Here is a 24,547-nt window from a genome sequence, read left to right on the forward strand (position 1 = left end):
GGGTATCTCCTCAAGAAAGAACGCGGTAACGACCGTCCACCGGGGCGGGGACGTTTCGATGATCAGCAAGAAGGGAACCAATATAAGTCACCATGGATAGCAAGTACAAAGCCCGTCTGTTTCGTGCCGGCCTGGTGGGGGGCGCCCTGCTGCTGGGCTGGCAGGCGAGCCTCGCCGAGGAGACCAGTGCGCGCGCCCTGCTGGGGCTGGCCGGCCTGTGGCTGTTGACCACCGGCCTACTCCAGGAGCAGAGCCTGCGCTGGCCGGCGCTGCTGCCCTGGCAACTGGTCCCCGGCGCCCTGTTGGCGGCCCTGCTGTGGGTGGAGCCGAGTCGCTACGGCGCCTGGCTATGGCTGTGGGCGATCCTGCTGATGCTGCCCCAGCCGACCTGGCTGCTGCCGCTTCAGGGGGGGCTGGCGGCGCTCGGCTGGTGGCGGATACAGCAGGACCTGATCCCCGAGCAGGGACTCCTGACGGGCCTGCTGCTGGCCGCGGTGATGCTCCTGGGACTGGGACGCGCCCTCTACCTGCGCCCCCTGTGGCAAGGCGTCACCCGGCGGCGACGCCTGCTGCCCGGCACCCGCCTCTGGTCACGGGATCAACTGGTGCGCGACCTCTATCGCGAGCGGCTGCGCTGCGAGCGCAAGGATTATCATGCCGAACTGCTGCTGCTGCGCGCGCGTCCCCGGCACTGCTGGCCCCTGACCCGCTGGCTGGTCAGCCACCTGGAGCCGGACGAGAACCTCTACCGGCTCGATCGCCGCACCCTGGCCACCCTGCTGATCAGCCGTGATGCCGCGAGCGGCCGGCGGCGCCGCGACGCCCTGCTGGCGGCCCCGCCCTGGCCGCTGAAGGCTCGCGCCATCGACCTCGGCAGTCGCCATACCCTGCCCCTGGAGGAGCGCGCCCTGGCGGACCAGACCCAAGCCCTGGTCACCCTGCCGTCATCGGAGGCCACCGATCATGCCTAGCGAGGAGAAACTCTGGCCCTCACGGCTCTTCGCCCTGGTCTATGCCGCCGGCTCGGTGCTGATGGGCGGATACGCCCTGTGGCACTACCTGATGGGCGACTATGGCCAGATCACCCTGCCCGCCCTGCTGACGCTGCTGCTGGCCGGGGCCACCCTGCTGCGCCTGAGCCATCACCCGCAGCGCTACCTCTCGGCCTATCTGGTGCTGATCGGTGCTTACCTGTTGATCGCCGTGGAGGTGGCCCAGCTCGAAGGCGGCGCGGGCCTGTGGCTCGGCCTGCCGCCGGTACTGGCCTTCCTGGTGCTGCCGCCGGGCTCGGCGATCCTGCTCAATATCCTGCTGGGGGGACTATGGCTGGTGCTGCTGGCCAGCCCGGAGCAGGCCGGCGAGCTGGCCATGGCCTACCTGGTGCTGACCCTGCTGGGCGCCCTGGCCGGCGGCGAGCAGGCCCGCCAACGCGACCTGCTGGAGGCCACCCGTCCCCATGACGACGACTGCGATGCGCTGCGCGCCAGCGCCATTCGCGAACGCCTGGCCCAGGAGTTCATCCGCGCCCGGCGCCTCGATCAGCGACTCAGCGTGCTGGTGATCCAGTTGCCTCAACTGGACGGCCCCGGCGATACCTACGACAGGCTGACCCGCCGCCAGTGCCTGCGCCGCTTCGCCGAGGTGACCCAGCACGGCTGTCGGGCGCCGGACCAGCTGGGGCGCCTGGATGATGATCTCTTCTGGCTACTGCTGCCGGACACCGGCGAGAATGGCGCCCTGATGGTGCGCCAGCGCCTGCTGGACGCCGTGGAGCGGCTCGCCCTGCCCGGCGGCGACGACCTCTCCTGCCGGGTGGCGCTATGCGCGCCCCATGATCAGGAGAGCCTCTCCACCTTCGAGGAGCGCCTGGGCCTGAAGGGAAGACTGCTGCGGGAGTCGACCACATGAACCTCGTCGACTGGCTCTACCAGCTCACCCCCTCCCCCGGCCTGCTGCTGCTGATCGTCGGCGCGATCGCCCTGGTGGAGAGCCTGGCCCTGGTGGGCCTGATCGTGCCCGGGGTGGTCCTGATCACCGCCGCCGCCTCCCTGGCCGGGCATATGCAGCTGCCGGTGGCCCTGCTGCTGCTGGTCGCCTTCCTCGGTGCCGTGATCGGCGATGGCCTGAGCTTCGCCCTCGGCCATGCCCAGCGCGAGCGCGTGCCCGGCCTCTGGCCGTTTCGCCGCCATCCGGAGTGGCTGGCCCGAGGGGCCCGTTTCTTTCGCCGCCACGGCGCCCTGTCGGTACTCTTCGCCCGCTTCGTGGGGCCGGTGCGCCCCATCGTGCCGATGATCGCCGGCATCCTGCACATGTCGCCCTGGACCTTCCTGTGGGTCAACCTGCTCTCGGCGCTGCTCTGGGCACCGGCCTATGTGCTGCCCGGCTACCTACTCGGGCGCACCTGGCAACAGTTGCTGGCGGTCCCCCCCGGCGCCCAGCAGTGGCTGCTATGGCTGGCCGCCATCGTGACCGGCGCGGCGCTCTGCTTCAGCTGGCTGCGCCACCAGTTGGCCCGGGAGGGGCGCCTCTACCGCTGGCTGGCCCACTTGGCGCGGGGCGGCGGCAACCGGCGGCGCCTCTGGCAATGGCTGCGCGCCCCGCGTCCCCAGGGCGAGGTGCCCCTGGCCTCCCTGAGCCTGCTGATGCTCGGCCTGGTGGCACTCTGCCTGTGGAGCCTCTGGGTCCTGGAGGCCGAGGGCCCCCTGCCCATGGACCGCGAGATTCATGCCCTGGTCGCCGCCCTGGAGTGGCCCTGGCTGACGACCACGGGACAGGCCCTGGCGCGTATCGGCGATGCCTACGGTATCCTGGCGCTAAGCCTGCCCTGGCTGGCCTGGCTGCTCTGGGCCCGGCATCTCTCCGCCTTCCTGCATCTCGGCCTGGGACTGGGTGGTATCGCCGTGGCCAATACGCTGTTCAAGCACCTGGGAGGCCGCGCTCGCCCGGAGGCCCCGGACTACCTGAGCGGCTCCCTCTCCTACCCCAGCGCCCACACCTCCACCGCCGTGGTGCTGTTCGGCCTGGCCGCCGCCTTCGTCGCCCAGGAGCTGCCGCCCCGTCATCGTGCCTGGCTCTACTGGCTGGCGATCCTGGCCTGCGTGCCCATGGCTCTGTCGCGACTGGCCATCGGCGTGCACTGGGCCAGCGACCTGGTGGGCGGCGCCCTGCTGGGCCTGGTGGCCTGCGCCCTGGTGCGCCTGAGTTATCAGCGGTTTCCCCATCGCCCCCTGAGCCCGGCCCCCTGGCCGGCGCTGGTCATCCTCTCGCTATTCTTGCTGGCGGCCAGGCTGGCCTGGCTGCCAGCCACGTAAGCTGGAAGCTGGAAGCTGGAAGCTGGAAGCTGGAAGCTGGAAGCTGGAAGCTGGAAGCTGGATAGCAGCCTAATGTGAATCGCCCCCATGGCAGGGCCATGGGGGCGAGGTTTCTTCGGGCTTCCAGGCGCGAAGCACCGCCCTTCCGGCGCCGGCGAAGCCGGGCGGCTAAGGTCGCAGCGCGGGGGCCGGCTTAGCCCAGCGCCAGCCAGGCGCCGACGCCGACCATCAGCACCCCCGCCAGGCGATTGAGCAGGCGCACCTTGCCGCGCTCGCCCAGCAGGCGCCGGGCGCCACGCCCGCCGCCGGCATAGAGCAGCAGGCAGGTGAACTCGATGGCCAGGATCATCGCCACCAGCACCGCCAGCTGCGGCCCCAGGGGACGGCCGGCATCCAGGAAGGGCGGCAGCAAAGCAACGAAGAAGGCCCAGCCCTTGGGGTTGGCCACGGCGGTGACCAGCCCCTGGGTGAAGAGCTCACGCCGCGAGGCCCGCGGCACCGACACCTCTGCGGAGGGAATCGCCAGCCGCCCCCGGGAGCGCCATAGCTGCGCCCCCAGGTAGGCCAGGTAGGCCCCACCCAGCCACTTGAACAGGGCGAAGGCCTCGGGGTAACGCAGCATCAGGGTCGCCACCCCGGCGCCGGCGGCCACCGCCACCAGCCCCACCCCCAGCAGCTCGCCGGCCATCATCCACAGGGTGCGCCTGACGCCCTGGGTCATGCCCAGCACCATGGCCAGGGTCATGCATAGCCCCGGGGTCAGCGAGACCAGGAAAAACGTGGGCACGAAGACCGACAACTGGGCCAGTCCCATCATCGCAACAACCTCCCTGTCAATTGGCTGAGCCGCCCCCTACGGCCGGTCGCCGCCGGGTCGGCTTTTCTTCCAGCTGCAAGCTTATGGCTTCAGGCTCACGGCGAGGCCGGGTCCCCCCAACGGGGCATTAGGCGGTGCTCGATGCCCAACTGATTGAGGATCCGCGCGACGATAAAGTCGACCAGGTCCTCCACCGTCTTCGGCTGGTGGTAGAAGCCCGGCGCCGCCGGCAGGATCACCGCCCCCAGGCGGGTCAGGCTGAGCATATGCTCGAGGTGAATCGCCGAGAGAGGCGCCTCCCGGGGGACCAGGATCAGTTGGCGACGCTCCTTGAGGGCCACATCGGCGGCGCGCTCGATCAGGTTGTTACTGGCCCCCGTGGCCACCGCCGACAGGGTGCCCGTCGAGCAGGGGCAGACCACCATGGCCGACGGCGCCCCGGAGCCGGAGGCCACCGGCGCCATCCAGTCCTCCCGGGCGAAGCAGCGGATCTGCCCGGGGCGAGCACCACAGCGCTCGGTCAGCGCCTCGGCCAGGCGCTCGGGCTGGGCCGGCAGCTTCACCTCGGTCTCGGTACTGATCACCAGGTGAGCGGCCTTGGAGATCATCACCCAGACCTCCCGGTTGGCCGCCACCAGCGCCTCGATCAGGCGCAGGCCATACTGGGCACCGGAGGCCCCGGTCAGGGCCACGGTGACCGGCGAGCCGAACGCTTCCTCAGCCATGGGCCACCTCCAGGGCGGCCAGCAGCTTGTCGTGGATGCCGCCGAAGCCGCCGTTGGACATCACCACGATACGGTCGCCGGGGCGCGCCTCGGCCACCAGGGCATGGACCAGGCCCTCGATCTCCGCCTCGATGCGCGCCGGCACCGGGCTGGTGGCCACGACCTCGTCCAGCGACCAGTCGAGTCCCGCCGGCTGGTACCACCAGACCGCATCGGCCTCGCTCACGCTGTCGCCGAGGCGGGTCCGCAGGCTGCCCAGGCGCATGGTATTGGAGCGCGGCTCGATCACCGCCAGCAGGCGCCCGGCCTCGCCGGCGGCCCGGAGCCCGCCCAGGGTGGCGGCGATGGCGGTGGGATGGTGGGCGAAGTCGTCGATCACCCGGATACCGGCCACCTCGCCGCGCAGCTCCTGGCGCCGCCGCGGGGTCTCGAAGCGCGACAACGCCGCCGCGCCACGGGCCAGGTCCAGGCCGCACTCATGGGCGGCGGCCAGGGCCGCCAGGGCGTTGCGGGCGTTGTATTCGCCGCTCAAAGACCACTCCACCACGGCGTCCACTTCGCCATGAATCACCCGGAAACGGCTGGCGTCCGGGTGCTCGAGCACGAGTTGCCAGTCGCTGCCCGCCTCGCCGCCGAAGCGCACCACCGGGCTCCAGGCTCCCTGGGTCAGCACCCGCTCCAGGGCCGGGGCGTTATCGGCCACCAGCAGGCGCCCCTTGCCGGGGACGGTACGCACCAGGTGGTGGAACTGCCGCTCGATGGCCGCCAGGTCGGGGAAGATATCCGCGTGGTCGTACTCCAGGTTGCCCAGCACGGCGATCTCGGGGCGGTAGTGAACGAACTTGGAGCGCTTGTCGAAGAAGGCGGTGTCGTACTCGTCGGCCTCCACCACGAAGGGCGCCCCGGGGTCGCCCAGGCGCGCCGAGACGCCGAAATTGCGCGGCACCCCGCCGATCAGAAAGCCCGGCGACAAGCCGGCGCTCTCCAAGAGCCAGGCGGTCAGGCTCGCCGTGGTGGTCTTGCCGTGGGTGCCCGCCACGGCGATCACCCGCCGCCCCGGCAGGACATGCTCGGCCAGCCACTGGGGGCCGGAGACATAGGCCAGGCCGGCATTCAGCACCGCCTCCACCTCCGGATTGCCTCGGGACAGGGCGTTGCCGATCACCACCAGGTCCGGCGCCGGCGAAAGGTTCGCTTCCGCGTAGCCCTCCTGCAGGGTGATTCCCGCCGCCGCGAGCTGAGTGCTCATGGGCGGATAGACGTTGGCGTCGGAGCCGCTGACCGTATGCCCCAGTTCCCGCGCCAGCAGGGCCAGACTGCCCATGAAGGTGCCACAGATTCCGATGATATGCAGATGCATCCCGAGCCTCCTTGACGATGGCGGGAGACTAGCATGGGCCCGAAATCGCCACCAGCGAGCCGCGATTGTCCATGGGCGAGTCGAGGCTTTTCTGGGGGCAGGCACTCCGGAAGGCCGGCCCCGCGCAAAGACGCTGTGAATCCCTCCCTGGAAGCTCGACTTTATCGTCCATGATAAAGACGCTTTGCTCCGACCTGCCCCCAGCGCCCCTCAGCCACTCAAGCGACAACGCCCAGACACGGCGACGGGTGCAGCCAACGCCACTTTCGACTAAGATAGGCCACCGACTTTACCCCCCCTATGACGATCAGAAATCCAGGAGCGAAGCTGCCCCCATGGCCACGCACAACGCCTTCTATGCCCAGTCCGGTGGCGTCACCGCCGTTATCAACGCCAGCGCCTGCGGCGTGATCGAGGCCTGCCGCCGCCACGACGACCGCATCGGCAAGGTCTACGCCGGACACAACGGCATTATCGGCGCCCTCACCGAGGACCTGATCGACGTGTCCCAGGAGTCCGACGAGGCCATCGCGGCGCTGCGCCATACCCCCGGCGGCGCCTTCGGCTCCTGCCGCTACAAGCTCAAGGATATCGAGACCCACCGCGCCCAGTACGAGCGCCTGATCGAGGTCTTCAAGGCCCACGATATCCGCTACTTCTTCTACAACGGCGGCGGTGACAGCGCCGACACCTGCCTCAAGGTCTCCCAGCTCTCCGAGAAGCTCGGCTACCCGCTGACCGCCATCCACGTGCCCAAGACCGTGGACAACGACCTGCCGATCACCGACAACTCCCCCGGCTTCGGCAGCGTGGCCAAGTATATCGCCACCTCCACCCGGGAAGCGGCGCTGGATATCGCCTCCATGTGCGCCACCTCCACCAAGGTGTTCGTCCTCGAGGTGATGGGTCGCCACGCCGGCTGGATCGCCGCCGCCGGCGCCCTGGCCGGCGAGGGCGAGGGCGAGCCGCCCCACCTGGTGATCTTCCCCGAGGTGGCCTTCGACCGGGAAGCCGTGATGGCTCGCGTCGACGAGGCGGTGCGCAAGTACGGTTACTGCGTGATCGTGGTCTCCGAGGGCGCCCACTACGGCGACGGCACCTTCCTCGCCGACTCCGGCAACACCGACGCCTTCGGCCACCGCCAGCTGGGTGGCGTGGCGCCGACCCTGGCCGGCATGATCAAGCAGGACCTCGGCTACAAGTACCACTGGGCCGTCGCCGACTACCTGCAGCGCGCCGCCCGCCACCTGGCCTCCAAGACCGATGTGGACCAGGCCTATGCGGTGGGCAAGCATGCCGTGGAGCTGGCCCTGGCCGGCAAGAACGCCATGATGCCCGCCATCAAGCGCGTCTCCGAGGCACCCTATGAGTGGGCCATCGAAGCCGCGCCCCTGGCCGAGATCGCCAACCGCGAGAAGTTCATGCCCAAGGAGTTTATCCGCGAGGATGGCTTCGGCATCACCGAGGCGTGCCGCCGCTACCTGTCGCCGCTGATCCAGGGCGAAGACTTCCCGCCCTTCGACAACGGTCTGCCCAAGGTGGCCAAGCTGAAGCTGGCCAAGGTCGAGCGCCGCCTGCCCGACTTCACCCTCTGATCGACTAGCGACCCTCAGGAGCCCCGCCATGCTCGCCGAGCTTCCCCCCAGCCTGCTATGGCCCCTGGCGGCGGTACTGGGGCTCTGCCTGGGCAGTTTCCTCAATGTGGTGATCGCCCGCCTGCCGGTGATGCTGATGCAGGGCTGGCGGGCCGAGGCCCGGGAGGCCCTGGAGCTTGAGCCCGAGGCCGGCGAACGCCTCGGCCTGGCCCGTCCCGCCTCCCGCTGCCCCGGCTGCGACGCCGCCATCGCCTGGCATGACAACATCCCCCTGCTGGGCTACCTGAAGCGGCGCGGGCGCTGTGCCGACTGCGGCATGCGCATCAGCCCCCAGTATCCGCTGGTGGAGCTGGCCGGGGGGGCCCTGGCCCTGGCGGTGGTGATCCTGCATGGCGCCGATCTGGCGGCGCTGTTCCTGCTCGGCGCCTGCCTGGCGCTGCTGGCCCTGGCCGCCATCGACTTCCGCACCCAGCTGCTCCCCGACGCGATCACCCTGCCGCTGCTCTGGGCGGGGCTGCTCTACCAGTTGCTGTTCCAGCCGCTGATGCTCTCCAGCGCGGTGGTCGGCGCCATGGCCGGCTACCTGTCGCTGTGGGGCTTCTACTGGCTGTTCAAGCTGGCCACCGGCAAGGAAGGCATGGGCTATGGGGACTTCAAGCTGCTGGCGGCGCTGGGCGCCTGGCTGGGCTGGCAGTTCCTGCCGCTGCTGCTGATCCTCTCCGCCGGCATCGGTGCCATCATCGGCATCGCCGTGCAACTGGCCCTGCCGCGGCTGCGCGGCGCGCCCATGCCCTTCGGCCCCTTCCTGGCCCTGGCCGGCTGGGTGGCGCTGCTGTTCGGCGCCCCGCTGCTGGCCTTCTATCGGGGCCTGACCGGACTTTAACCGGGCTGTCGTGCCCCCAAGGAGCGCCTAATGAGCCTGACCATCGGCGTCACCGGCGGTATCGCCTCCGGCAAGTCCACCGTGGCCCGGGCCTTCGCCGCACTCGGTATTCCCTGGGTGGATGCCGACGATATCGCCCGGGAAGTGGTGGAGCCCGGTGAGCCGGCCCTGGCCGCCATCGCCGAGCGCTACGGCGCGCGGGTGCTGGACGACGCCGGCGGGCTGAATCGCCGGGCCCTGCGCGAGATCGTCTTCGCCGACCCCGAGGAGCGCCGCTGGCTGGAGTCCCAGACCCATCCGCGCATCCGCGAGCGCCTGGAGGCGCGCCTGGCGGCGATGGCCGCCGGCTCCGCCCCCTATCACCTGCTGGTCTCGCCGCTGCTCCTCGAGTCGGGGCAGGCGACCCTGGTGGACCGCGTCCTGGTGATCGACGTCCCGGAGGCGGAGCAGGTCCGCCGCACCGCCAGCCGCGACGGCGTCGACGAGACCCAGGCCCGGGCCATTATCGCCGCCCAACTGGATCGCCGGGCCCGCCTGGCCCGGGCCGACGATATCATCGACAATAGCGGTGACGAGGCGGCCCTGACCCGCCAGGTCGAAGCCCTGGACCGCCGCTTTCGCCGGCTGGCCGAGGCCCGTCGCTGAGCCGCCCCCCGCAAGATCGGAGTATTTCCCCATGAGCCAGACCGCCCCCCTGGAAGTGCCCTGCCCCACCTGCCACAAGAAGGTGGCCTGGAGCGAGGCCAATGCTCACCGTCCCTTCTGCAGCGAGCGCTGCAAGCTGATCGACCTGGGCGCCTGGGCCGACGGCAGCCATCGCATCGCCGGCGAACCCGCCATGGACGAGACCGAGATCGACGAGATGGTGCTGCGCGCCGAGCGTGACGCCGGCCTGGAGCCCTGATGGCCCCCGCCCCGATCACTCCAGAGTACCGGCTACTGGCCGAGCTCGAGGCGGCCTTCGATCGGCTGATCGAGCGCCTCGAGGCGCTGGTATCGACGCATGCCCAGGCCCCCGGTGCGACCTGGGCCATGGATCGAGAGGATGCCGGCGCCGACTGGCTGCGCCGCGCCCTGCTCGACTTCTGGTACCAGGATGGCCAGGATGGCCGCGCCACCCGCAGCCACGTGGGCCTGGTGGCCGCCGACGAGGCGCTGCTATGCCGCGTGCGGGAGGCCAATGCCGCCAAGGCGGACTTCGCCGCCCTGCTGCGCCGGATCCGCGCCGACGCCGCCGACCTGATCCCCGAACTCAAGGCGGTCCTGCCCTTCCGCCACCCGGCCCTGCATGATCACCTGCGCGGCCAGGGCCTGGCGCGACTGCACCTGAAGCAGTGCTGGCGGGCCATCCCTCTGGCCGAGGCGCCCCTGGCCCGGGTGCGCCTGGCCTGGTATCGCAGCGGGCGTTCCATCAAGCGGCTGACGGTACGCGAGGCGCAGGAGCTGCTGCTCGACCTCGACCAGGAGGCGCCCCATGTGCGCATCCAACAGCGCCAACTGGCCGGCATCCCCGACGGCGAACCCCTGGCCCGGGTCCAGGACCAGGCACCGTTGATGCGCGCCAACCTCTTCTATCGCGAGCCACTCCCGGATGGTCGCGGCCGCCGGGCCGTGAACGTGGCCCTGCCGCTCTTCGTGCCCAGCCCCGACGGCCGCCTGCCGGATCACAATATTCCGCCGGCCTCGCCCCCTGCCAGCCGCACCCGGGCCTTGCGCAGCGATGCCCGCCTGGAAAGCGAGCCCTTCCTGCCCAGCCTGCGCATCTACCGCTATCGCTGATCCCCGGCCGCTCCGCCTCTCACCCTAGAGAGAGCGAGCCCCTTCTGCCCAGCCTGCGCATCTACCGCTATCGGGACGCCTGACTCAGGGAATCACCAGCACCGGCAGGCGAATCGGCGCCAGCCAGTCCGGCTCCTCCGCCAGCAATGCGGCCAGTTGCCGGCGCCGCAGCAACACCCCCCCCCGGCGCTCCCCGGCCAGGCGGAGGGCCAGCTCCCTGGCGGGCACCGGGCCAAGCGCCTCGACACGGTCGAACAGCGGGCCGGCCAGCAGCCAATCGAGCAGGGCACTCGGTGCCGGCGCTCCCAGGACCCGCAGGGCCCCCGGCGCCATGACCAGGGCCTCGTCCCAGATCAGCACCGCACAGGGAGCCTCCAGCAGCAGCCGGCGACAGGTCGAGCCCAGCGGGCGCCCCCAGCGCGCCGAGAGCCCGGCCCGCCCCAGCACCAGCAGATCGGCGGCCCGGGCCAGGCGCAGCACCTCCGCCACCACCGAGCCGCGCCCTATCTCCAGGGAATGCGTCAGCTCGCGCTCGCCCAGGGCCCGGCGCAGGGCCTCGCGAATCCTCGCCAGGCGGCAGGCCTGGCCACGCGCCATATCGACCAGCGAGAAGGGGCGAATCGCCCCGGAACTCGCCCCCACCTCCCGGGTAAAGGGCAGGGCCGCACACTGGGCCAGCTCCGGCTCCTCCACATAGAGGGCCAGCAGTTCGGCGTCGCGACTCGCGGCCAGAACCACCGCCGCCGTCAGGGCCGCCAGGCTCGACGGAGAGGCATCGAGCAGCGCCACCACGCGCAACGGCGCCTCAGTCTTCATGGCCAGGCCCCTCATCGCCGGACGCCTCGCCGCCGCCCCCGCCCTCCTCGTCATGACGCTTCAGGGCGCGACGGAAGTCGTCGAGCCGCGCCACCACCCGGGCATTGAGGCTCGCCTGGGGGAAGGCCCCTTCGGCATCGGGCTCCCCGGGCTCCAGGCCGGTCAGCAATTCCAGGGCCTCGTCCAGATGAGTCACGGCATAGACGAAGAAGCGCCCCTCGGCTAGCGCCTGGCGCACCTCGGCGTCGAGCATCAGGTTAGGCACATTGGCCGCCGGCAGGATCACCCCCTGCCCCGCCAGCCCCGCCTCCCGACACACCGCGAAGAAGCCCTCCACCTTCTCGTTGACGCCGCCCACCGCCTGCACCTCGCCATGCTGATTGATGGAGCCGGTGACGGCCAGGGACTGGGCCAGGGGCACCCGGGCGATGGCCGAGACCAGCACGCAGGCCTCGGCCACCGAGGCGCTGTCGCCCTCGATGCCGCCATAGGACTGCTCGAAGGCGAGGCTCGCCGAGAGCGACAAGGCACCCCGCGGAGCATAGCGGTTGGCCAGCCAGCGGGAGAGGATCATCACCGCCTTGGTGTGGATGCGCCCGCCGAGCTTCGCCTCCCGCTCGATGTCCACCACCTGCCCCGGCCCGGGGCGCGCCGTGGCGGTGATACGGCTGGGCTGACCGAAGGCGTAACCGCCCAGTTGCACTACCGAGAGACCATTGACCTGGCCGACCACCGCGCCGTCGGTGGCGATCATCACGGTGCCGCGATGAATTCGCTGCTGGCTCAGCTCGTAGACGCGCCCGGCACGACGCCGCTGCTGGATTACCGCCTGCTCCACATGCTCGCGCGTGATCAGGGGAGCCTCGCCGGCCCAGTGGGCGGCCTCGGCGAGCAGATCATTGAGAGGGCGCACCTGGACCATCAGCCGCTGCTGATCACCGGTCAGCCGCGCGGCACGCTCGATCACCGCCGCCACCCCGGAAGGGGCCAGGGGGGCCAGTTCGGCCTCCTGCGCCAACGTGGCGATCAGCCGCGCATACGCGTCCAGGGAATCATCGCCCCAGGACAACTCGTCGTCGAGATCCGCCTGCACCTTGAACAGCTCCAGGAACTCCGGGTCGTGCTCGCTGAGCAGGTAGTAGAAGTGGCGCTCACCGCACAGCACCACCTTGACCTCCAGCGGGATGGGCTCCGGCTCCAGGGTCACGGTGCTGATCAGGCCATAGGCCTGCTCCAGGGACTCGGTGCGAATCTCGCCGGCACGCAGCGCCCGCTTGAGGGTCTCCCAGGCGCCCGGCTGCTGGAGCAGGGCCCGGGCATCCAGCACCAGGTAGCCGCCGTTGGCCCGGTGCAGGGCGCCGGCACGGATCAACGAGAAATCGGTCAGCAGGGTGCCCTGGTGCACATGGTGTTCGATGCGCCCCACCAGGTGCTGGTGGCTGGGCAGGTCCAGCTGTACCACCGGCGCCCCCTCGCAGGGGCCGTTGTCGACCAGCAGATTGAGCTGGCAGCGGCTGAAGATCGCCTCGGGAGGAATCTCCGGGTCCTCCGCCAGGAAGGCCTCCAGGTGCAGCAACAGCGCCTCGCGAATGGCGGCAAAGTGCGCGACCACCCCCTCCTGCTCCCGGTAGCGCTCCTCCAGCTCCTCCAGGGGCGCGGCGATCACCGACTGCAGCATCTCCTCATTCAGGGTCTGGATCTGCTGGCGCAGCTCGCTGGCCAGGCGCGGCATCTGGCGGATCGCCTGCTGCAGCTTGCGCTGCAGGATCTCCACCGTGCCCTCGAGGCGCTCGCGGTCGTCCTTGGGCAGCTTCTCGTAGGCCTCGGGACTCATCATGCCGTCGCCCGCGGCGGGGGCCAGGCTGAAGCCATTGGGCGTGGAGAGCAGCACGATATCGTGCTCCCTGGCCTCGCGACGCACCGCCTCGATCAGGTCACGCTGGCGCTCGCTCATCGCCTGCTTCAGCTCCTGGAGGCGATTCTGGTACTCGTCGCTGTCGAAGATGGCCGGTATCGCCACCCGCAGCTCCTCCACCAGTTGCTCGATATCGCCGCGCAATACCCGACCCATGCCCGCCGGCAGGCACAGCCGGCGGGGTGCGGAGGGGTCATCGAAGTTATGCAGGTAGCAGCAGTCCGGCGGCACCTCACCCCGCGCCGAGCGGGCCTGCAGGTAGGGCAGCACCAGCTGGTGAGCCAGGTGCTCCGCCTCCCCCAGCACGAAGAGGTTGAACCCCCGCGGACGCATGGCCGTCCCGAAATCCAGGGCCTCGCTGGCGCGACCATGCCCGCTCAGGGGATCCAGGGGAACCAGCTCCGCGGTGGAACGAAACTCGAACCGCGACTCCGGGCAGGTCCGATAGACCCGTGCCGCCTCCAGGGGTTGCCGCATGATGCGCCTCCTCGGTGATTCGCTGAAGTATGGAATACCCGGGACGGCGGCGCTTTGATGAGTATCAACCGCTCAGACACGAAAACGCCGCCCCGAGGGGCGGCGTTTCGTCAAGCCAGAATGGCTGGAACAAGCGCTAGGGCTTAGTCCTGACCCATCTGCTGCTTGATCAGGTCGCCGATGGTGGTCGGACCACCCGCGTCGACATCCTGCTCGCGCAGCTTCTTGAGGTTCTGGCGAGTATCTTCCTGATCCTTGGCCTTGATGGACAGGTTGATCTGACGGTTCTTGCGGTCGACACCGATGATACGGGCCTCGACGCTGTCACCCTCGCTCAGGGCGTTGCGGGCATCCTCGACGCGATCGGCGCTGATCTCGGAGGCCTTGAGCACCGCCACCACGTCGGTGGCCAGCTCGACCTGGGCTTCCTTGGCATCGACCTCGACCACGCGGCCGGTGACGATGGAGCCCTTGTCGTTGACCGCCAGGAACTCGGCGACCGGATCGGTATCCAGCTGCTTGATGCCCAGGGAGATGCGCTCGCGCTCCGGATCGATGGAGAGGATCACGGCCTCGGCCTCGTCGCCCTTCTTGAAGGAGCGCACGGCCTCTTCACCGGACTCGGTCCAGGAGATGTCGGAGAGGTGCACCAGACCATCGATGCCGCCTTCCAGGCCGATGAAGATACCGAAGTCGGTGATCGACTTGATGGTACCGGCCACGCGGTCGCCCTTGTTGTAACGGCCGCTGAAGTCTTCCCACGGGTTGGTGGTGCACTGCTTGATACCCAGGGAGATACGACGACGCTCCTCGTCGATATCCAGCACCATGACATCCACTTCGTCGCCGATGTTGACGACCTTGGACGGGTGGATGTTCTTGTTGGTCCAGTCCATTTCGGAGACGTGAACCAGACCCTCGACGCCCTCTTCCAGCTCGGCGAAGCAGCCGTAGTCGGTGAGGTTGGTGACGCGGGCGGTGACCTTGGTGTTCTCCGGGTAACGATCCTTGATGTTGACCCAGGGATCTTCGCCCAGCTGCTTGAGGCCCAGGGAGACGCGGTTGCGCTCGCGGTCGAACTTCAGCACCTTGACGTTGATCTCGTCGCCCACGGCAACGATCTCGGACGGATGCTTGATGCGCTTCCAGGCCATGTCGGTGATGTGCAGCAGGCCGTCGACGCCACCCAGGTCCACGAAGGCACCATAGTCGGTGAGGTTCTTGACGATACCCTTGATCTGCTGGCCTTCCTGGAGGGTGGCGAGCAGGGCTTCACGCTCGGCGCTGTTCTCGGCTTCGAGGACGGCACGACGAGACACGACGACGTTGTTGCGCTTCGGGTCGAGCTTGATGACCTTGAAGTCGAGCTCTTTGTTCTCCAGGTGAGCGGTATCGCGCACCGGACGAACGTCGACCAGGGAACCCGGCAGGAAGGCGCGGATGGAGGCGACGTCGACGGTGAAACCACCCTTGACCTTGCCGTTGATCACGCCCTTGACGATCTCGTCCTTCTCGAAGGCGGCTTCCAGCTCCTTCCACGCTTCGGCACGCTTGGCCTTCTCGCGGGACAGGCGGGTTTCGCCGAAGCCATCCTCGACGGCTTCCAGGGCGACCTTGACTTCGTCGCCGATGGCGATGGTCAGTTCGCCATTCTCGTCGCGGAACTGCGCGGCGGGAATCTGACCTTCGGACTTCAGGCCGGCATTGACGGTGATCCAGTCACCTTCGATGTCGACGACGGAAGCCAGGACGATGGCGCCCGGCTCCATGTTGATGTCCTGGAGTGACTGTTCAAACAGTTCGGCAAAGCTTTCGCTCATGATGTTCCTACGTGATCAACGGGTTAGCGGGGTTACCGCCCTCTCCGCACCACCAGCGAGTGCGGGCCTACTACCAAGATCCCCCGGGGATGTTAGCGCTGGTTGGACCTGGCCAGGCTTACCGTCTTGCCTGCCTGACCATGCCATGACATCACATCGGGGGGCCGCAAGGGATCGTCAGGCGTTCGGCGCCAGGCCCCGTTGGGCCAGCAGCTCGATCAGCCGATCCACCACTTCCGGTATCGTCAGGCGCGTGGTGTCAAGCGTGATGGCATCATCTGCCGGCTTGAGCGGTGCCACGCTGCGCTGCGTATCGCGCGCATCGCGTGCCTGAATTTCCTTCAAAAGACTCGTAAGATTAGCACTCAGGCCGGCCTCCCGCAACTGGCGGTAGCGGCGCTGGGCACGCTCCTCCGCCGAGGCGGTGAGGAAGACCTTGAGCGGGGCATCGAGAAACACCACCGTGCCCATGTCGCGGCCATCCGCCACCAGGCCGGGAGCCTGGCGGAAGTCCCGCTGGCGCTGGAGCAGCGCCTCGCGGACCCGCGGCAGTGCCGCCACCCGGGAGGCCGCATCGCCCACCGTTTCGGTGCGGATCTCGCCGCTCACCTCGTCGCCGTCGAGGATCACCCGCACGCCGCTGTCGCCGGGCAGGAAGCTGACGTCGAGGCCGGCGGCCAGGGCCGCCAGGGCCGCCTCGTCGTCCAGGGCCTGCTCACGACGCAGCGCCGCCAGGGCGGTGATGCGGTACAGGGCGCCGGAGTCGAGCAGGTGCCAACCCAGGCGCTCGGCGATCAAGCGGCTGATGGTGCCCTTGCCGGCGCCGCCGGGGCCGTCGATGGTCAGGACCGGGGCCGTCATGCGCCCTCCTCGTCCACTCGCAGGCCGACCCGGCCGGCCAGCTCGACGAAGCCGGGGAAGGAGGTGGCCACGTTGGCGCAGTCATCGATCTCGATGGGCGCGCTGGCGCGCAGCCCCGCCACGGTGAAGGCCATGGCGATGCGGTGATCGCCCAGGCTGTCGATGCGTCCGCCGCCGTAGTTGGCCCCCTCGGGCTTGCCGCCGACGATATCGATGCCGTCGGTAACCACGGTATGCTCGACCCCCAGCACCGCCAGGCCATCGGCCATGGCCTGGATGCGGTCGGACTCCTTGACCCGTAGCTCCTCGGCGCCGCGCAGCCGCGTGATGCCTTCGGCATTGGCGGCGGCGATAAACAGCGCCGGGAACTCGTCGATGGCCAGCGGCACCTGCTCCACGGGAATATCGATACCCTTGAGGGGCGCGTAGCGCACGCGGATGTCCGCCACCGGCTCGCCGCCCACCTCGCGCTGATTGGAGAGCTCGAGATCGGCCCCCATCAGCGTCAGGATATTGATCACGCCGACCCGGGTCGGGTTGATGCCCACGTGCTCGAGGAACAGGTCCGAGCCCGGAGTGATGGCCGCCGCCACCAGGAAGAAGGTGGCCGAAGAGATATCCGAGGGCACGTCGATGGGGCCGGCACCGAGCTTGCCGCCGCCGCTGAGCCAGCAGGTGTCGCCGTCCCGCTCGACCGCATAGCCGAAGCCGTTGAGCATGCGCTCGGTATGGTCGCGGGTCGGTGCCGGCTCGCGCACCCGGGTCTCGCCCTCGGCATAGAGGCCGGCGAGCAGCAGGCAGGACTTCACCTGGGCGCTGGCCATGGGCATGTCGTAGGTAATGCCCTTGAGCGCCTTGCCGCCATGAATGCGCAGCGGCGGCCGCCCGCCCTCGGCGGTGTCGATCTCGGCGCCCATCAGGCGCAACGGATCGGCCACCCGGCCCATGGGGCGCTTGGTGAGGGAGGCATCGCCGGTCAGCTCGCTGTCGAAGGCCTGACCGGCCAGCAGCCCGGCGAACAGCCGCATGGCGGTGCCGGAGTTACCCACGTAGAGGGGCCCCGCCGGCGCCTTGAGGCCGTGCATGCCCACCCCGTGGATGGTCACCCGACCCTGATGGGGACCCTCGATGGCCACGCCCATCTCGCGGAAGGCCTGCAGGGTGGCCAGGCTGTCCTCGCCCTCGAGGAAGCCCTTTACCTCGGTGACCCCCTCGGCCAGGGCGCCGAGCATGATCGAACGGTGGGAGATCGACTTGTCGCCGGGGACGCGGATGCGCCCGGCGACCTGACCACCGGGGGCGACCCGGTAGCGTACGTTGTTGTGTTCCATGGTCGGGTAGTACCTGGTCTGATTCAGCAAAGTATCGAAATAGTGTCGCGCATGGCTGGCCCGGTCGAAGGTGGCCAGCATGGCATCGCCGTCGCCATCGCTCACCGCCCGGCGCAGCCGCGCCAGGCCCGCCTCGAAGTCGTCCAGGGCCGCCAGCACCGCCGTGCGGTTGGCGGTGAAGATATCGCGCCACATCACCGGGTCACTGCCAGCGATACGGGTAAAGTCGCGAAAGCCGCCGGCGGCGTAGCGGAAGATCTCCAGGCGCTCGTCCTGGCGGGCCAGGGTATCCACCAGCGAGAAGGCCAGCAGGTGCGGCAGGTGGCTGGTGCGGGCGAGCACCTGGTCGTGGCGCTCCACCGGCATCTCCAGCACCTCGGCCTCGCAGGCGCGCCACAGGGCGCGCACCCGGGCGACGGCCCCGGCGGCGGTCTCCGCCGTGGGGGTGAGAATCACCTTGTGGCGGCGATAGAGGTCCGGATTGGCCGCCGCCACCCCGCTCTTCTCGGAACCGGCGATGGGATGGCCCAGCACCAGGGACGGCGGCAGGCGATCGAAGGCGCGCCGAGCGGCATCGCGAATCGCCACCTTGCTGCTGCCCACATCGGTGATCGGCGTCGTATCGAGGCGCTCGCCGAGCCCCCGGCCCAGGGCCAACAGCACCGACTCCATGGCCAGCACCGGCACCGCCAGCACCACCAGGGAGACGCCGGCCAGCAAAGGCTCGAGCTGGGTGTCACCGCCGTCGATGATGCCCATGGCCACGCCCCGGGCGATCTCGTCGGCGTCGCGGTCACAGGCGAGGATTTCGCCGTCAAAGCCGCGGGCCCTGAGGGCGGCGGCCAGGGAGCCGCCGATCAGCCCCAGGCCGACGATCAGCAGGCGCGGCTCCTCGAGCCGCGCGGCCTCCTGGGTCCCCATGCCTAGAGCACGCCCACGGGGTAGGAGCCCAGCACCTTGAGCTCGGCGGCGCGCTGCTGCACCTCCTCCAGCACCGCGGCGACCCGGGGCTCGTCACGATGCCCCTTGAAGTCGATAAAGAAGACGTAGTTCCACACGCCGCTGCGGGACGGGCGGGTCTCCAGGCGGGTCAGGTCGATCTGGTGGCGATGGAAGGGCTCCAGCAGGTCGTGCAGGGCCCCCGGCTGGTTGCGCATGGCCACCACGATGGAGGTCTTGTCGTCGCCGGAGAGCGGCACGTCCTGGTTGCCGATCACCAGGAAGCGGGTGGAGTTGTCCGGGCGATCCTCGATCTTCTCGGCGATCTTCTCAAGATCATAGAGCTTGGCCGCCATGTCGCCGGCGATGGCCGCGCTGTGCCACTCGGTCTTGATCAGCTTGGCCGCCTCGGCGTTGGAGGCCACCGGCACCCGCTCGGCACCCGGATAGTGGGCATCCAGCCACTTGCGACACTGGGCGAAGGACTGGGGGTGGGAGTAGATGCGGCTCACCTTGTCCTGGCGGGTGGTGCTGGAGACCAGCAGGTGGTGGTGGATACGCAGCACCACCTCGCCGCAGATACGGATCGAGGAGTCGACGAAGGAGTCCAGGGTATGGTTGATCACCCCCTCGGTGGAGTTCTCCACCGGCACCACGCCGTAATTGGCGGCGCCCGCCTCGACCTCGCGGAACACCTCGTCGATGGCCGCCATGGGCAGGCTGACGGCGCTGTCGCCGAAATGCTTGAGGGCCGCCTGCTGGGTAAAGGTGCCTTCGGGGCCGAGATAGGCCACCTTGACGGGCTGCTCCAGGGCCAGGCAGGCGGACATGATCTCGCGGAACAGCCGCGCCATCTCCTCGCTGTCCAGGGGCCCCGGGTTGAGCTCCATGATGCGCCGCAGTACCTGGGCCTCCCGCTCGGGACGGTAGAAGACCGCCTTGGGATCCGCGGCGGTCTTGACCTGGGCCACCTGCTGGGCGGCCTGGGCGCGCTCGCTGATCAGGCGCAGGATATCGCTGTCCAGGCTATCGATACGCTGGCGCAACGCATCGAGATCGATGGGGGTATCACTCATGGGTGTTCCCTTCTCTCTTGGTCAATGGGAGCCAGGCCCCCATTTTTTCTTCAACGTTGGCAAGCCGTGGGCCTGCCCCTACCCCCGACGCCGTTCGAAGTCGGCCATAAAGCTCACCAGGGCATCCACCGCCGCCTCGGGCACGGCGTTATAGAGGCTGGCGCGCATGCCGCCCACGCTGCGATGCCCCTTGAGGTTGAGCAGCCCCGCCGCCTCGGCCTCGGCCAGGAAGGCGCCATTGAGGGCGTCATCGGCCAGCACGAAGGGCACGTTCATCATCGAGCGGTTGCCCGCGGCGATGGGATTGGAGTAGAAGTCGCTGGCGTCGATGGCCCCATACAGCTTGGCCGCCTTGCGGGCATTGATCTCGGCCATGGCCTCGAGGCCGCCCACGTCCTGCTTCAACCACTGGAACACCAGCCCGGCCAGGTACCAGGCATAGCTGGGCGGAGTGTTGTACATGGAGCCGTTCTCGGCCATCAGCCGGTAATTGAACATGCTGGGGGTCTGCGGGAGGGCGCGATCCAGCAGGTCGTCGCGGACGATCACCAGGGTCAGGCCGGCGGGGCCGATATTCTTCTGGGCGCCGGCATAGATGACGCCGAATTTCGATACGTCCAGGGGCTCGGCGAGGATGCTGGAGGACATATCGCAGACCACCGGCACCGGCGCCTCGGGAATGTAGTCGAAGGCCAGGCCGCCGATGGTCTCGTTGGCGGTGTAGTGCAGGTAGGCGGCGTCCTCGGAGAGGGCGATATCCGCCTGGCGCGGCACCGCGGTCAGGCCCGGGCCGCTCTCGGCGGCGATATGCGCGCCGACCAGGTGGCGCGCCTCGGCGATCGCCTTCTTGCCCCAGATGCCGGTGTAGAGGTAATTGGGGGTGCCGCCCTGACCCAACAGGTTATAGGGCAGCATGGCGAACTGCATGGAGGCGCCACCCTGCAGGAAGAGCACCCGATAATTGTCGGGGATGGCCAGCAGCTCGCGCAGGTCCCGCTCGGCGGCCTCGGCGATCGCCACGAAGGTATCGCTGCGGTGACTCATCTCCATCACCGAGAGGCCGCGCCCCTGATAGTCGAGGAGTTCATCGCGGGCCCGCTCCAGCACGGCGGTGGGCAGGGCGGCGGGGCCGGCACAGAAATTGAAATGGCGTGTCATCGGTGTTTGGCTTCCAGATTTCCCTAGTAGCCCGGCATGGCACCAGGCGAAGGCGGGCCACCCTCGGCGGCCCGCATCACGGTATCAGTCGTCGTCGGATGGCGCGGATTCCGGGGCGCCCGCCGCCTCATCGCTCGGCCCGGCGGCGTCCGCCTCCGCGACATCCTCTGCCGGCGTTTCGCGCTCTTCCGGCTCGTCCACCCGCACCGTCTTGACCAGCTTCTCGCTTTCGCCGAGGCGAATCAGCATCACCCCCTGGGTGTTGCGGGAGCTAGTGGAGACCTCCTCGACCCGGGTGCGCACCAGGGTGCCCCGGTCGGTGATCAGCATCATCTCGTCGGCGGAGTAGACCTGCATGGCGGCCACCAGCGAGCCATTGCGTTCGCTGGTCTGCATGGCGATCACGCCCTGGCCGCCGCGACCGCGCAGCGGGAATTCCTCCAGGCGGGTGCGCTTGCCGTAGCCGTTCTCGGAGGCGGTCAGGATAGTGATCTGGCCACCATTGCCATTGACGGAGGCGAGCTCGGCGCCCTCCTCGGCATCGGCGTCGTTATCCGCCTCGGCATCGATCTGCTGACTCTGCGGGATGATCAGGCTGATCACCTCGGCGCCCTCGACGAGGCGCATGCCGCGCACGCCGCGGGCGGTGCGGCCCATGGCACGCACCGCGGTCTCCTCGAAGCGAATCGCCTTGCCGTTGGAGGAGAGCAGCATGGCATGGTCGCTGCCGGAGGTGATGGCGGCGCCCACCAGGCGGTCGCCCTCTTCCAGGTCGATGGCGATCAGGCCGACGCTGCGCGGCCGCGAGAACTGCTCGAGGCTGGTGCGCTTCACCGTACCCTTGGCGGTGGCGAAGAAGATATAGCTCTCCGGGTCGTAGTCGCGCACCGGCAGGATGGCGTTGATCGACTCGCCCTCCTCCAGCGGCAGCATATTGACCAGCGGCTTGCCCCGGGAGCCGCGACTCGCCGCCGGCATCTCGTAGACCTTGAGCCAGTAGACCTTGCCGCGATTGGAGAACAGCAGCACGGTGTCATGGGTGGAGGCCACCAGCAGGTGCTCGATGACGTCCTCGTCCTTCATGGCGGTGGCGGACTTGCCGCGGCCGCCGCGGCGCTGGGCCTGGTAGTCGGAGAGCGGCTGGGTCTTGGCGTACCCGGAGCGGGACACGGTGACCACCATGTCTTCCTCGGCGATCAGGTCCTCGATGGACAGGTCCAGGTGGCTGGCCTGGATCTCGGTGCGGCGCGCGTCGGCGAACTGCTCGCGCACCGCGACCAGCTCCTCGCGGATCACCTCCAGCAGGCGTTCGCTGGAGGCGAGGATCGCCGTCAGCTCGGCGATCTTCTCGAGGATGCTCAGGTACTCGTCCAGGAGCTTCTCGGTCTCCAGGCCGGTGAGGCGATGCAGGCGCAGCTCGAGGATCGCCTGGGCCTGGCCCGGCGAGAGGCGGTACTCGCCGCCGGAGGGGCTCAGGCCGAAGCCCTCGCCGAGCTCCTCCGGCTTGCAGGAGGTGGCCCCGGCACGCTCCAGCATGGCGGTCACCTGCCCCGGCTGCCAGGTCTTGTCGAGCAGCTTCTCCTTGGCCTCGGCGGCGCTCGGCGAAGCCTTGATCAGCTCGATCACCTCGTCGATATTGGAGATGGCCACGGCCAGGCCCTCGAGGATATGGCCACGCTCCCGGGCCTTCTTCAGCTCGAAGAGGGTGCGCCGGGTGACCACCTCGCGGCGATGGCGAATAAAGGCCTCGAGGATCTCCTTGAGGTTGAGGATCTTCGGCTGACCGTCCTCCAGGGCCACCATATTGATGCCGAAGACGTTCTGCAGCTGGGTCTGGGCGAAGAGGTTGTTGACCACCACCTCGCCGGATTCGCCGCGCTTGACCTCGATCACCACCCGCAGGCCGTCCTTGTCGGACTCGTCGCGCAGCTCGGCGATGCCCTCGATCTTCTTGTCCTTGACCAGCTCGGCGATCTTCTCGATCAGCCGCGCCTTGTTCACCTGGTAGGGCAGTTCGGTGACGATGATATGGTCGCGGCCGCTCTTGTCGTCGTGCTCGATGGTGTGGCGGGCGCGAACATAGATGCGCCCGCGACCGGTGCGATAGGCCTCGAGGATGCCGGCGCGGCCATTGATGATGGCGCCGGTGGGGAAGTCGGGGCCGGGGATGTACTCCATCAGGTCATCGACGCTGAGGGTATAGTCGTCGATCAACGCCAGGCAGGCGTCGATGACTTCGCCCATGTTATGGGGCGGAATATTGGTGGCCATGCCCACGGCGATGCCGGAGGAGCCATTAACCAGCAGGTTGGGCACCTTGGTGGGCAGCACCTCGGGGATACGCTCGGTGCCGTCGTAGTTGTCGACCCAGTCGACGGTGTCCTTCTCGAGGTCGGCCAGCAGCTCGTGGGCCAGGCGCGCCATGCGCACCTCGGTGTAACGCATGGCGGCGGCGCTGTCGCCGTCGATGGAGCCGAAGTTGCCCTGACCATCCACCAGCACATGGCGCATGGAGAAGTCCTGGGCCATGCGCACGATGGTGTCATAGACGGCGCTATCCCCATGGGGGTGATACTTACCGATGACGTCGCCGACCACACGGGCAGACTTCTTGTAGGCCTTGTTCCAGTCGTTGCCGAGCTCGTTCATGGCGAACAAGACGCGGCGGTGCACCGGCTTGAGGCCATCGCGCACGTCCGGCAACGCCCGGCCGATGATCACGCTCATGGCGTAATCGAGGTACGACTGCTTCAGCTCGTCCTCGATATTGACTGGCAGAATCTCTCTGGCGATCTCACCCATGGGTCGTCGAATCCTTGTACTGCGACAGATTGGCGCGACGGCGTTAGCGTCGTGACAGCAAGGGCGGAGTATACCACCGCCCCACCCTCAAGGGCAGCGGGGCGGCGGGGACACACGGGGCTATCGCATTAGCGTTCTTCTCTATAGAGGCCCGGGGCTACCCTGCGGGCAGGCGCTCCGGAAGGCCGGCCCCGCGCAAAGACGCTGTGAACCCCTCCCTGGGCGCTCGGCTTTTTCGTCCTTGAAAAAGACGCTTTGCTCCGGCCTGCCCCCAGCGCCCCTCAGCCACACCTTGACGGAGCGCCAGAACAACTGTTTTAGGTCAGGCTAGGGTATCGAGATCGACCACCAGCGGCGCCAGGGCCTCGCGCAGCGCCCCCTCGATGGGCAGTGCCTGCTGGCTGGCGACATCCAGCAGCACGAAGGTCAGGGTCGCATCGGCCACCACGTCGCCATCGCCGCGACGCAGGATACGCTGACGCATCCTGGCGCTGCGCCCGCCCAGGGCCGCCAGAGCCGTCTGCACCTCCAGGTCATCACCGGCCACCGCCGCCCGGCGGTAATCGATATTCAGGTTGACCGCCACCAGGGCCACCTCCCCCGGGGCGAACCACCGCGCCACCTCGGGACGCTCGTCGAAGTAGGCCCAGCGGCCCTCCTCGAGGAACTCCAGGTAGCGGGCATTGTTGACGTGACCATAGCCATCCAGGTGGTAGCCGCGAACGCGAAGCCGGGTATGGGTCAGGGGAGCGGTCATCGGGGACTCCTTGGGTTGTGATCGTGACGCCGACCTCGAGTCTAGGGTCCCGAACGGTGGCAATCAAACATAAGTTTGAAACGATCGATATGCCACCCGCGCGCTGGTACCCGTCGCTGCCTTTG

20 protein-coding genes are annotated in these 24,547 nt (G+C 68.8%); 8 read left to right on the top strand and 12 right to left on the bottom strand.

The features are described 5' to 3' along the window. Nucleotides 1-92: 92 nt before the first annotated feature. The 3 genes from NFU04_RS07615 to NFU04_RS07625 are packed head-to-tail and all read left to right on the top strand — an operon-like array spanning nucleotide 93 to nucleotide 3,311. Nucleotides 93-971 carry a hypothetical protein gene (locus NFU04_RS07615; protein ID WP_251308903.1) on the top strand — a complete coding sequence of 293 codons (879 nt, stop codon included), beginning with the start codon at nucleotides 93-95 and terminating at the stop codon, nucleotides 969-971. Next, nucleotides 964-1,908 (top strand): GGDEF domain-containing protein, encoded by a 945-nt coding sequence (locus tag NFU04_RS07620; RefSeq protein WP_251308904.1) that lies wholly within the window; start codon nucleotides 964-966, stop codon nucleotides 1,906-1,908. The genes NFU04_RS07615 and NFU04_RS07620 overlap by 8 nt, the downstream gene beginning before the upstream one ends. Continuing rightward, nucleotides 1,905-3,311 (top strand): bifunctional DedA family/phosphatase PAP2 family protein, encoded by a 1,407-nt coding sequence (locus tag NFU04_RS07625; RefSeq protein ID WP_251308905.1) that lies wholly within the window; start codon nucleotides 1,905-1,907, stop codon nucleotides 3,309-3,311. The genes NFU04_RS07620 and NFU04_RS07625 overlap by 4 nt, the downstream gene beginning before the upstream one ends. A gap of 193 nt (nucleotides 3,312-3,504) precedes the next feature. Here NFU04_RS07625 and NFU04_RS07630 read toward each other — a convergent pair whose 3' ends face one another. From NFU04_RS07630 to mpl, 3 genes are all read right to left on the bottom strand, one after another. Then, nucleotides 3,505-4,128: a LysE family translocator gene (locus NFU04_RS07630; protein WP_251308906.1), complete on the bottom strand. Its 624-nt coding sequence runs from the start codon at nucleotides 4,126-4,128 to the stop codon at nucleotides 3,505-3,507. Between the two features lie 95 nt (nucleotides 4,129-4,223). After that, entirely contained in the window at nucleotides 4,224-4,853 is a 630-nt protein-coding gene (locus NFU04_RS07635) for a flavin prenyltransferase UbiX (RefSeq protein ID WP_251308907.1), read from the bottom strand. Next, a complete protein-coding gene (gene mpl, locus NFU04_RS07640) occupies nucleotides 4,846-6,213 on the bottom strand; it encodes a UDP-N-acetylmuramate:L-alanyl-gamma-D-glutamyl-meso-diaminopimelate ligase (protein ID WP_251308908.1) in 1,368 nt (455 codons plus the stop codon). The genes NFU04_RS07635 and mpl overlap by 8 nt, the downstream gene beginning before the upstream one ends. 335 nt (nucleotides 6,214-6,548) lie before the next feature. Between mpl and NFU04_RS07645 the strand changes: the two genes are divergently transcribed. From NFU04_RS07645 to NFU04_RS07665, 5 genes are read left to right on the top strand one after another with little or no spacing between them, the layout of a single operon-like run. Further along, nucleotides 6,549-7,808, top strand: a complete 1,260-nt coding sequence (locus NFU04_RS07645; RefSeq protein ID WP_251308909.1) for a 6-phosphofructokinase — start codon at nucleotides 6,549-6,551, stop codon at nucleotides 7,806-7,808. Nucleotides 7,809-7,836: 28 nt separating this feature from the next. Continuing rightward, a complete protein-coding gene (locus NFU04_RS07650) occupies nucleotides 7,837-8,691 on the top strand; it encodes a prepilin peptidase (protein WP_251308910.1) in 855 nt (284 codons plus the stop codon). Nucleotides 8,692-8,721: 30 nt separating this feature from the next. Then, nucleotides 8,722-9,336 (top strand): dephospho-CoA kinase, encoded by a 615-nt coding sequence (coaE, locus tag NFU04_RS07655; RefSeq protein ID WP_251308911.1) that lies wholly within the window; start codon nucleotides 8,722-8,724, stop codon nucleotides 9,334-9,336. Nucleotides 9,337-9,367: 31 nt separating this feature from the next. Next, nucleotides 9,368-9,595 (top strand): DNA gyrase inhibitor YacG, encoded by a 228-nt coding sequence (gene yacG, locus NFU04_RS07660; protein ID WP_251308912.1) that lies wholly within the window; start codon nucleotides 9,368-9,370, stop codon nucleotides 9,593-9,595. Further along, on the top strand, nucleotides 9,595-10,470 hold the full coding sequence (locus tag NFU04_RS07665) for a DNA replication terminus site-binding protein (RefSeq protein ID WP_251308913.1): 876 nt from the start codon (nucleotides 9,595-9,597) through the stop codon (nucleotides 10,468-10,470). Before yacG ends, NFU04_RS07665 begins: the two co-directional genes overlap by 1 nt. Nucleotides 10,471-10,554: 84 nt before the next feature. Here NFU04_RS07665 and NFU04_RS07670 read toward each other — a convergent pair whose 3' ends face one another. The 9 genes from NFU04_RS07670 to NFU04_RS07710 all read right to left on the bottom strand — a co-directional run bounded on the left by NFU04_RS07670 (nucleotide 10,555) and on the right by NFU04_RS07710 (nucleotide 24,422). Then, nucleotides 10,555-11,286, bottom strand: coding sequence for a universal stress protein (locus NFU04_RS07670; RefSeq protein WP_251308914.1), 732 nt, complete (start codon nucleotides 11,284-11,286; stop codon nucleotides 10,555-10,557). Further along, the gene (locus NFU04_RS07675; RefSeq protein ID WP_251308915.1) at nucleotides 11,276-13,678 is read right to left on the bottom strand and encodes a Lon protease family protein; all 2,403 of its coding nucleotides are present in this window, start codon (nucleotides 13,676-13,678) and stop codon (nucleotides 11,276-11,278) included. The genes NFU04_RS07670 and NFU04_RS07675 overlap by 11 nt, the downstream gene beginning before the upstream one ends. Before the next feature lie 143 nt (nucleotides 13,679-13,821). Beyond that, nucleotides 13,822-15,498, bottom strand: a complete 1,677-nt coding sequence (gene rpsA, locus NFU04_RS07680; protein WP_251308916.1) for a 30S ribosomal protein S1 — start codon at nucleotides 15,496-15,498, stop codon at nucleotides 13,822-13,824. 177 nt (nucleotides 15,499-15,675) lie between these two features. Continuing rightward, the gene (gene cmk / locus NFU04_RS07685) at nucleotides 15,676-16,359 is read right to left on the bottom strand and encodes a (d)CMP kinase (protein WP_198058535.1); all 684 of its coding nucleotides are present in this window, start codon (nucleotides 16,357-16,359) and stop codon (nucleotides 15,676-15,678) included. Beyond that, nucleotides 16,356-18,611 (bottom strand): bifunctional prephenate dehydrogenase/3-phosphoshikimate 1-carboxyvinyltransferase, encoded by a 2,256-nt coding sequence (locus NFU04_RS07690; RefSeq protein ID WP_251308917.1) that lies wholly within the window; start codon nucleotides 18,609-18,611, stop codon nucleotides 16,356-16,358. Before NFU04_RS07690 ends, cmk begins: the two co-directional genes overlap by 4 nt. A gap of 2 nt (nucleotides 18,612-18,613) precedes the next feature. Continuing rightward, entirely contained in the window at nucleotides 18,614-19,705 is a 1,092-nt protein-coding gene (pheA, locus tag NFU04_RS07695; RefSeq protein ID WP_251308918.1) for a prephenate dehydratase, read from the bottom strand. 78 nt (nucleotides 19,706-19,783) lie between these two features. Beyond that, nucleotides 19,784-20,863, bottom strand: coding sequence for a 3-phosphoserine/phosphohydroxythreonine transaminase (serC, locus tag NFU04_RS07700; protein WP_251308919.1), 1,080 nt, complete (start codon nucleotides 20,861-20,863; stop codon nucleotides 19,784-19,786). A gap of 84 nt (nucleotides 20,864-20,947) precedes the next feature. After that, the gene (gene gyrA / locus NFU04_RS07705) at nucleotides 20,948-23,665 is read right to left on the bottom strand and encodes a DNA gyrase subunit A (protein WP_251308920.1); all 2,718 of its coding nucleotides are present in this window, start codon (nucleotides 23,663-23,665) and stop codon (nucleotides 20,948-20,950) included. Between the two features lie 322 nt (nucleotides 23,666-23,987). Continuing rightward, nucleotides 23,988-24,422, bottom strand: coding sequence for an acyl-CoA thioesterase (locus NFU04_RS07710; protein WP_251308921.1), 435 nt, complete (start codon nucleotides 24,420-24,422; stop codon nucleotides 23,988-23,990). Between the last annotated feature and the right edge of the window lie 125 nt (nucleotides 24,423-24,547).

The sequence above is a fragment of the Halomonas sp. NCCP-2165 genome (assembly GCF_023708045.1).
In the GTDB taxonomy this organism is placed as follows: Bacteria; Pseudomonadota; Gammaproteobacteria; order Pseudomonadales; family Halomonadaceae; genus Bisbaumannia; species Bisbaumannia pacifica.

Excerpts from the sequence above, each read along its gene's own strand:
- coaE (WP_251308911.1), top strand. The coding sequence starts at position 8,722 with ATGAGCCTGACCATCGGCGTCACCGGCGGTATCGCCTCCGGCAAGTCC.
- serC (WP_251308919.1), bottom strand. The coding sequence starts at position 20,863 with ATGACACGCCATTTCAATTTCTGTGCCGGCCCCGCCGCCCTGCCCACC.
- gyrA (WP_251308920.1), bottom strand. The coding sequence starts at position 23,665 with ATGGGTGAGATCGCCAGAGAGATTCTGCCAGTCAATATCGAGGACGAG.
- NFU04_RS07630 (WP_251308906.1), bottom strand. The coding sequence starts at position 4,128 with ATGATGGGACTGGCCCAGTTGTCGGTCTTCGTGCCCACGTTTTTCCTG.
- NFU04_RS07615 (WP_251308903.1), top strand. The coding sequence starts at position 93 with ATGGATAGCAAGTACAAAGCCCGTCTGTTTCGTGCCGGCCTGGTGGGG.
- mpl (WP_251308908.1), bottom strand. The coding sequence starts at position 6,213 with ATGCATCTGCATATCATCGGAATCTGTGGCACCTTCATGGGCAGTCTG.
- NFU04_RS07665 (WP_251308913.1), top strand. The coding sequence starts at position 9,595 with ATGGCCCCCGCCCCGATCACTCCAGAGTACCGGCTACTGGCCGAGCTC.
- NFU04_RS07690 (WP_251308917.1), bottom strand. The coding sequence starts at position 18,611 with ATGGGGACCCAGGAGGCCGCGCGGCTCGAGGAGCCGCGCCTGCTGATC.
- cmk (WP_198058535.1), bottom strand. The coding sequence starts at position 16,359 with ATGACGGCCCCGGTCCTGACCATCGACGGCCCCGGCGGCGCCGGCAAG.
- rpsA (WP_251308916.1), bottom strand. The coding sequence starts at position 15,498 with ATGAGCGAAAGCTTTGCCGAACTGTTTGAACAGTCACTCCAGGACATC.
- NFU04_RS07620 (WP_251308904.1), top strand. The coding sequence starts at position 964 with ATGCCTAGCGAGGAGAAACTCTGGCCCTCACGGCTCTTCGCCCTGGTC.
- yacG (WP_251308912.1), top strand. The coding sequence starts at position 9,368 with ATGAGCCAGACCGCCCCCCTGGAAGTGCCCTGCCCCACCTGCCACAAG.
- NFU04_RS07635 (WP_251308907.1), bottom strand. The coding sequence starts at position 4,853 with ATGGCTGAGGAAGCGTTCGGCTCGCCGGTCACCGTGGCCCTGACCGGG.
- NFU04_RS07670 (WP_251308914.1), bottom strand. The coding sequence starts at position 11,286 with ATGAAGACTGAGGCGCCGTTGCGCGTGGTGGCGCTGCTCGATGCCTCT.
- pheA (WP_251308918.1), bottom strand. The coding sequence starts at position 19,705 with ATGAGTGATACCCCCATCGATCTCGATGCGTTGCGCCAGCGTATCGAT.
- NFU04_RS07650 (WP_251308910.1), top strand. The coding sequence starts at position 7,837 with ATGCTCGCCGAGCTTCCCCCCAGCCTGCTATGGCCCCTGGCGGCGGTA.
- NFU04_RS07625 (WP_251308905.1), top strand. The coding sequence starts at position 1,905 with ATGAACCTCGTCGACTGGCTCTACCAGCTCACCCCCTCCCCCGGCCTG.
- NFU04_RS07710 (WP_251308921.1), bottom strand. The coding sequence starts at position 24,422 with ATGACCGCTCCCCTGACCCATACCCGGCTTCGCGTTCGCGGCTACCAC.
- NFU04_RS07675 (WP_251308915.1), bottom strand. The coding sequence starts at position 13,678 with ATGCGGCAACCCCTGGAGGCGGCACGGGTCTATCGGACCTGCCCGGAG.
- NFU04_RS07645 (WP_251308909.1), top strand. The coding sequence starts at position 6,549 with ATGGCCACGCACAACGCCTTCTATGCCCAGTCCGGTGGCGTCACCGCC.